Raw genomic sequence first — 6,201 nt, 5'->3', positions numbered from 1 at the left:
GGGGCGGGGGTGTTCAGGGGCAGCGGACGACCTGTCCGGCGTAGGAGAGGTTGCCGCCGAAGCCGAAGAGCAGGACCGGGTCGCCGGTGGTGATCTCGCCGCGCTCGACCAGCTTGGAGAGGGCGAGGGGGATGCTCGCCGCGGAGGTGTTGCCGGACTCGACGACGTCCCGGGCGACCACGGCGTGGGGCGCGCCGATCTTCGCGGCGAGGGGTTCGATGATGCGCAGGTTGGCCTGGTGCAGGACGATCGCCGCGAGGTCGGCGGGGTCGAGGCCGGAGCGCTCGCAGGCCTGGCGGGCGATGGCGGGCAGCCGCGTGGTCGCCCAGCGGTAGACGCTCTGGCCCTCCTGGGCGAATCTCGGGGGCGTGCCCTCGATGCGGACCGCGTTGCCCATCTCGGGCACCGAGCCCCACAGCACGGGGCCGATCCCGGGCTCCTCGCCCGGCGCGCAGGCCTCCACGACCGCGGCCCCCGCCCCGTCGCCGACCAGCACGCAGGTGGTGCGGTCGGTCCAGTCGGTCACCTCGGACATCTTGTCCGCGCCGATGACCAGCGCCCGGCTCGACGAACCGGCCCGGACCGCGTGGTCGGCCGTGGCCAGGGCGTGCGTGAAGCCCGCGCACACGACGTTGAGGTCCAGCGCGGCGGGGCCCGGCATGCCGAGGCGGGCCGCGACGCGGGCGGCGGTGTTCGGGGAGCGGTCGATCGCGGTGGAGGTGGCGACCACGACCATGTCCACGTCGGCGGGGGTCAGACCGGCCGAGGCGAGCGCCTTGGCGGCGGCGTGGCCGGCCAGCTCGTCGACCGGCTCGTCCGGCCCGGCGATCCGCCGGGTCCGGATTCCCGCCCGGCTCCTGATCCACTCGTCACTGGTGTCGACCATGCCCGCCAGGTCCTCGTTGGTCAGGACCCGGGCGGGCTGGTAGTGGCCGACGGCGGTGATCCGGGAGCCTTGGTGCATGGGTGGAGTCCTCGCTGCCTCGGGTACGGGATCCACCAGTGTGATCAGTGACCGACGGGTACGACGGCAGGTGATACGACAGGAAACGGGCGTCCGGCTTGTCGGCTTCGGTCAGCATCCCGGCGCCGACGGGACACCCGTTCCCGTCCTCCCCCGTCCGTCCACGTCGGCTTCGGCTACCCGGTGAAGAGCTGGGTCGCCTTGCGGACGAGTTCGTACAGCCCATAGGCGAGCGGTGCGCCCACCCAGAGCCAGGTGAAGGCGATCAGCGGCCGCCGGTCGGGCACGTCAGGCGGACTCTGGCTGCTCTCGGGGGACATCGGCGGCCTCCTTCGGTGCCTCGGTGGTGGGCAGGTGGTGGCGGGCGTGGACGGGGCGGACGAGTTCGTTGGCGACGAAGCCGACCACCAGCAGCCCGATCATGATGACGAAGGAGGTGCCGTACAGGGCGGAGCCGTGCCGTCCGGCCTCCTCCTGCCGGTCGGCGATCCAGTTCACGATCAGCGGGCCGAGCACACCGGCGGTGGACCAGGCGGTGAGCAGCCGGCCGTGGATGGCGCCCACCTGGTAGGTGCCGAAGAGGTCCTTCAGATAGGCGGGGACGGTAGCGAAGCCGCCGCCGTAGAAGGAGAGCACGACCAGGGCGCACAGGACGAACAGCGGCTTGGAGGCGTCGCCGAACAGGGCGATCAGCGCGTACATCACCGCACCGACGCCCAGGTAGACGCGGTAGATGTTCTTGCGTCCGATCAGGTCGGAGGTCGAGGACCAGCCGATCCGGCCCGCCATGTTGGCCGCCGACAGCAGGGCGACGAAGCCCGCGGCCGCGGTCACCGACACCGGTGTGGAGGTGTCGGCGAAGAAGTCCGTGATCATCGGCGCGGCCTTCTCCAGGATGCCGATGCCGGCCGTCACGTTCATACAGAGCACGACCCACAGCAGCCAGAACTGCGGGGTGCGCAGGGCGGCGCGGGCCGAGACCTGCACGCCCTCCAGGGCGACCGGGGTGCCGTCCGCCCGCTCCTTGGGGCGCGGCACCCGCACCAGCAGCACGCCGAGCAGCATGAAGACGGCGTACACCAGTCCGTGCACGAGGAAGGCGAGCGCGATCCCCGAGCTGTCGGTGCCGAAGGACTCCAGCATCTGCGCCGACCAGGGCGACGCGATGAGGGCGCCGCCGCCGAAGCCCATGATGGCGATGCCGGTGGCCATGCCCGGCCGGTCCGGGAACCACTTGATCAGGGTCGAGACCGGCGAGATGTAGCCGATGCCGAGACCGATGCCGCCGACGAAGCCGTAGCCGAGGACGATCAGCCAGTACTGCTCCACGGCCGCGCCGAGCGCGGAGAGCAGGAAGCCGGACGAGAAGCAGACCAGGGCGACCGTCATCGCCCAGCGCGGGCCGTGCCGTTCCACGAGCGTGCCGCCGAACGCGGCCGACAGGCCGAGCATGACGATGCCGAGCTGGAAGGGCAGCGCGCTCTGGGTGCCGCTGAGGCCGAGCGCGGATTCCAGCGGCGGTTTGAACACGGACCAGGCGTAGGCCTGACCGATGGAGAGGTGGATCGAGAGAGCTGCCGGGGGAACGAGCCAGCGGCTCCAGCCCGGGGGTGCGACGGGGGGACTCATGGGTCCCCAACCGTATGGACTGGCAAAGCGCTTGAGAAGACTGTTGAGCGGACAACCACTAGTGCTGCACAAAGCCTTGCTGCGCCAACCTCCATACTGTAGACAATATTTCGTCGACATCTCGTTCGGCAGTTCCGCGGTATCCCTCGACCGAACGGAGCTTCCCGTCATGAAAGTCGCAGTCCTCGGCGCCGGGGCGATCGGCGCCTACGTCGGTGCCGCGCTCCACCGTGCGGGCGCCGACGTGCATCTCATCGCCCGTGGACCGCATCTGGCGGCCATGAGGCAGTACGGAGTACAGGTACGCAGCCCGCGCGGCGACTTCACCGCGCACCCCCGCGCCACCGACGACCCGGGCGAAGTCGGCCCGGCCGACTACGTGTTCCTGGGCCTGAAGGCCAACTCGTACGCGGCGTGCGGGCCGCTGATCGAGCCGCTGCTGCACGGCACCACGGCGGTCGTGGCCGCCCAGAACGGCATTCCCTGGTGGTACTTCCACGGCCACGGCGGCCCCTACGACGGGCGCCGGCTGGAGAGCGTGGACCCGGCGGGCGCGGTCAGCGCCGTGCTCGCGCCCGAACGGGCCGTGGGCTGCGTGGTCTACGCGGCCACCGAACTCGAACAGCCGGGCGTCGTCCGGCACGTGGAAGGCACCCGGTTCTCCGTGGGCGAGCCCGCCCGCGGTGTCTCGGCACGGTGTCTGGCGTTCAGCGAGGCGATGCGCGCGGGTGGCCTCAAGTGCCCGGTCGAGCCCGACCTGCGGAGCGACATCTGGCTGAAGCTGCTGGGCAACATCTCCTTCAACCCGATCAGCGCCCTGGCCCGCGCCACCATGCGGCAGATGTGCCTGCACGGCGGCACCCGGCAGGTCATCGAGACCATGATGACCGAGACGCTGTCGGTGGCCGCCGCGCTCGGCTGCGAGGTCGGCGTCTCCATCGAACGCCGCCTCGCGGGCGCCGAGCGGGTCGGCGACCACCGCACCTCCACGCTCCAGGACCTGGAGCGCGGCAAGCCGCTCGAACTGGACGTGCTGCTCGCGGCCGTCGTCGAGCTGGCGGAGATCACCGGGGTCCCGGTGCCGACCCTGCGCACCGTGCACGCCCTGTCGGACCTGCTCGCGCTGAGGAGCGCCGCATGAGCCTACGCCAACGAAACCGCCGGGACCGGAACCCGAAGACCTACACCCGCCTCACCCATCCCCTCGTCCGGGACTCGCGCGACGCGCCCTTCCGCCCCGCAACCTGGGACGAGGCGCTGGACCGCACCGCCCGGGGCCTGGCCGCGGCGCGCGGCGCCTTCGGGCTGTTCTCCTGCGCCCGGGCCACCAACGAGATGAACTACGTGGCGCAGAAGTTCGCCCGGGTGGTCATGGGCACCCACAACGTCGACTCCTGCAACCGCACCTGCCACGCCCCCAGCGTCGCGGGCCTGTCGGCCGCCTTCGGCTCGGGCGGCGGAACGTCGTCGTACGAGGAGGTCGAGCACACCGACCTGATCGTGATGTGGGGCTCCAACGCCCGTTTCGCGCACCCGATCTTCTTCCAGCACGTGCTGAAGGGCATCCGGGCCGGCGCCCGGATGTACGCCGTCGACCCGCGCCGCACCTCCACCGCCGAGTGGGCGGAGAGCTGGCTCGGGCCCAACGTGGGCACGGACATCCCGCTGGCGCACGCGATCGGCCGCGAGATCATCCACGCCGGGCTGGCCAACGAGGCGTTCATCGAACGGGCCACCACCGGCTACGCCGAGTACCGGGCGCTGGTCGAGCCCTGGACGCTCTCCCTCGCCGAGAAGGTGACGGGCGTACCGGCGGCCGCCATCCGCGATCTGGCGCACGCCTACGCCCGCGCCGAGCGCGCCCAGCTGTGCTGGACCCTCGGCATCACCGAGCACCACAACGGCACCGACAACGTCCGCGCCCTGATCAACCTCTCCCTGCTCACCGGCCACGTCGGCCGCTACGGCTCGGGCCTCCAGCCGCTGCGCGGCCAGAACAACGTGCAGGGCGGCGGGGACATGGGCGCCATCCCCAACCGGCTGCCCGGCTTCCAGGACGTGCTGGACCCGGAGGTCCGGCTGAAGTTCGAGTCGGCCTGGGACACGGTCGTCCAGCCGCACCACGGCCTCACCCTGACCGAGATGTTCGAGGCGATGGAGGAGGGCTCGCTGCGGGCCGTCTACTGCATCGGCGAGAACCCGGCCCAGTCGGAGGCGGACAGCGAACAGGCGATCCGCCGGCTGCGGGCCCTGGACTTCCTCGTCGTCCAGGACATCTTCCTGACGAAGACCGCCGAACTCGCCGACGTGGTCCTGCCGGCGACGGCCGGCTGGGCGGAGACCGACGGCACCACCACGAACAGCGAGCGCCGGGTGCAGCGCGTCCGCCGGGCCGTGACCCCGCCCGGTGAGGCCCGGGAGGACATCGACATCCTCTGCGATCTCGCGACCCGCCTCGGCCACGACTGGAAGTACGCGGACGCCGAGGCGGTCTGGAACGAGCTGCGCTCCCTGTCCCCGGACCACCACGGGATGACGTACGCCCGCCTGGAGGAGCACCAGGGCATCCAGTGGCCGTGCCCGAGCACCGAGGCCCTGGAACCCACCTATCTGCACGGCAGGTTGTGGGAGCCGGACCCGGCCCTGCGCGGTCTGCCCGCGCCCTTCGGGATCGTGGCGCACGACCCGCCCGTGGACCTCACCGACGAGGAGTACCCGATCCGGCTCACCACCGGCCGGCGCCTCGACTCCTACAACACCGGTGTGCAGAGCGGCGGTTACGCCTCCCCGCTGCGCCGTGGGGAGTCCGTCGAGCTGTGCCCGGAGGACGCCGAGCGCTACGGGGTGGTGGTCGGCGAGGAGGTGCGGGTGACCTCGCGGCGCGGCTCGCTGCTCGCGCCCGTCTGGGTCGACACGGCGCTGCGCCCCGGGCTGGCCTTCATGAGCTTCCACTTTCCCGACGAGGTGGACACCAACCAGCTGACCATCGAGGCCAACTGCCCCATCGCCGGGACGGCGGAGTTCAAGGCCTCGGCGATCCGGATCGAGAAGGTGAGCACCGGTGGACCTGCGCTTCGGTGACGGCAAGCCGACGGACGAGGAACGCGCGGCCGTGGACGCCCTGCTCGGCCCGCCCGAGTCGTCCTGGGAGGGCGCCGACCGCTCCGATGCCGACCTGCGGTGGGCCCGCGGCGGCCGCGAGGCCCGGGACCGCCGCGACCTGCTGCTGCCCGGTCTGCACGCCCTCAACGACCGGATCGGCTGGATCAGCGAGGGCGCCCTGGACTACCTGTGCCGCCGCCTGACCGTGCCGCCGGCCGAGGCCTACGGCGTCGCCACCTTCTACGCCATGTTCTCGGTCCGCCCCCGCCCCGCGACGGTGCTCCACGTCTGCACCGACCTGGCGTGCACGACGGCGGGCGCGGGCGAGCTGTGCGCGGCGGTGGAGGCACGCCTGGGCCCGGGGAGCGGCGTCAAGGTCGAACGCTCCCCGTGCCTGGGCCTGTGCGAACGGGCACCCGCGGCGTTGGCGATACGCGCGGGCATTCCAGCCCGTCCGGCGTTTGAGGACGAGGCCGTCCAGGCCGACAGCGGGGGTCCGGGGGCGG

At 72.0% G+C, this 6,201-nt stretch carries 6 protein-coding genes; 3 read left to right on the top strand and 3 right to left on the bottom strand.

Features of this window, described 5'->3' with window-relative positions:
- Window positions 1-13 precede the first annotated feature (13 nt).
- From DMH12_RS36500 to DMH12_RS36495, 3 genes are all read right to left on the bottom strand, one after another.
- Window positions 14-964 (bottom strand): beta-ketoacyl-ACP synthase III, encoded by a 951-nt coding sequence (locus DMH12_RS36500; protein ID WP_125495592.1) that lies wholly within the window; start codon window positions 962-964, stop codon window positions 14-16.
- Between the two features lie 176 nt (window positions 965-1,140).
- Window positions 1,141-1,284 carry a hypothetical protein gene (locus DMH12_RS39375; protein ID WP_163016127.1) on the bottom strand — a complete coding sequence of 48 codons (144 nt, stop codon included), beginning with the start codon at window positions 1,282-1,284 and terminating at the stop codon, window positions 1,141-1,143.
- The gene (locus DMH12_RS36495) at window positions 1,253-2,593 is read right to left on the bottom strand and encodes an OFA family MFS transporter (protein WP_125495591.1); all 1,341 of its coding nucleotides are present in this window, start codon (window positions 2,591-2,593) and stop codon (window positions 1,253-1,255) included. Before DMH12_RS36495 ends, DMH12_RS39375 begins: the two co-directional genes overlap by 32 nt.
- A gap of 169 nt (window positions 2,594-2,762) precedes the next feature.
- On the opposite strand from DMH12_RS36495, the gene DMH12_RS36490 reads away from it, so the two are divergent.
- The 3 genes from DMH12_RS36490 to DMH12_RS36480 all read left to right on the top strand — a co-directional run.
- Entirely contained in the window at window positions 2,763-3,734 is a 972-nt protein-coding gene (locus DMH12_RS36490) for a 2-dehydropantoate 2-reductase (RefSeq protein WP_125495590.1), read from the top strand.
- Window positions 3,731-5,674, top strand: a complete 1,944-nt coding sequence (locus DMH12_RS36485) for a molybdopterin oxidoreductase family protein (protein ID WP_125495589.1) — start codon at window positions 3,731-3,733, stop codon at window positions 5,672-5,674. Before DMH12_RS36490 ends, DMH12_RS36485 begins: the two co-directional genes overlap by 4 nt.
- Window positions 5,655-6,201: NAD(P)H-dependent oxidoreductase subunit E (locus tag DMH12_RS36480; RefSeq protein WP_185832756.1), on the top strand; the 547-nt coding region annotated here is incomplete at its 3' end. The genes DMH12_RS36485 and DMH12_RS36480, both read left to right, overlap by 20 nt.

It is taken from the genome of Streptomyces sp. WAC 04229 (assembly GCF_003947455.1).
Lineage (GTDB): Bacteria > Actinomycetota > Actinomycetes > Streptomycetales > Streptomycetaceae > Streptomyces.
Note: the sequence above shows the minus strand (reverse complement) of the source record. Positions and strands in the feature narration are given on the sequence as shown.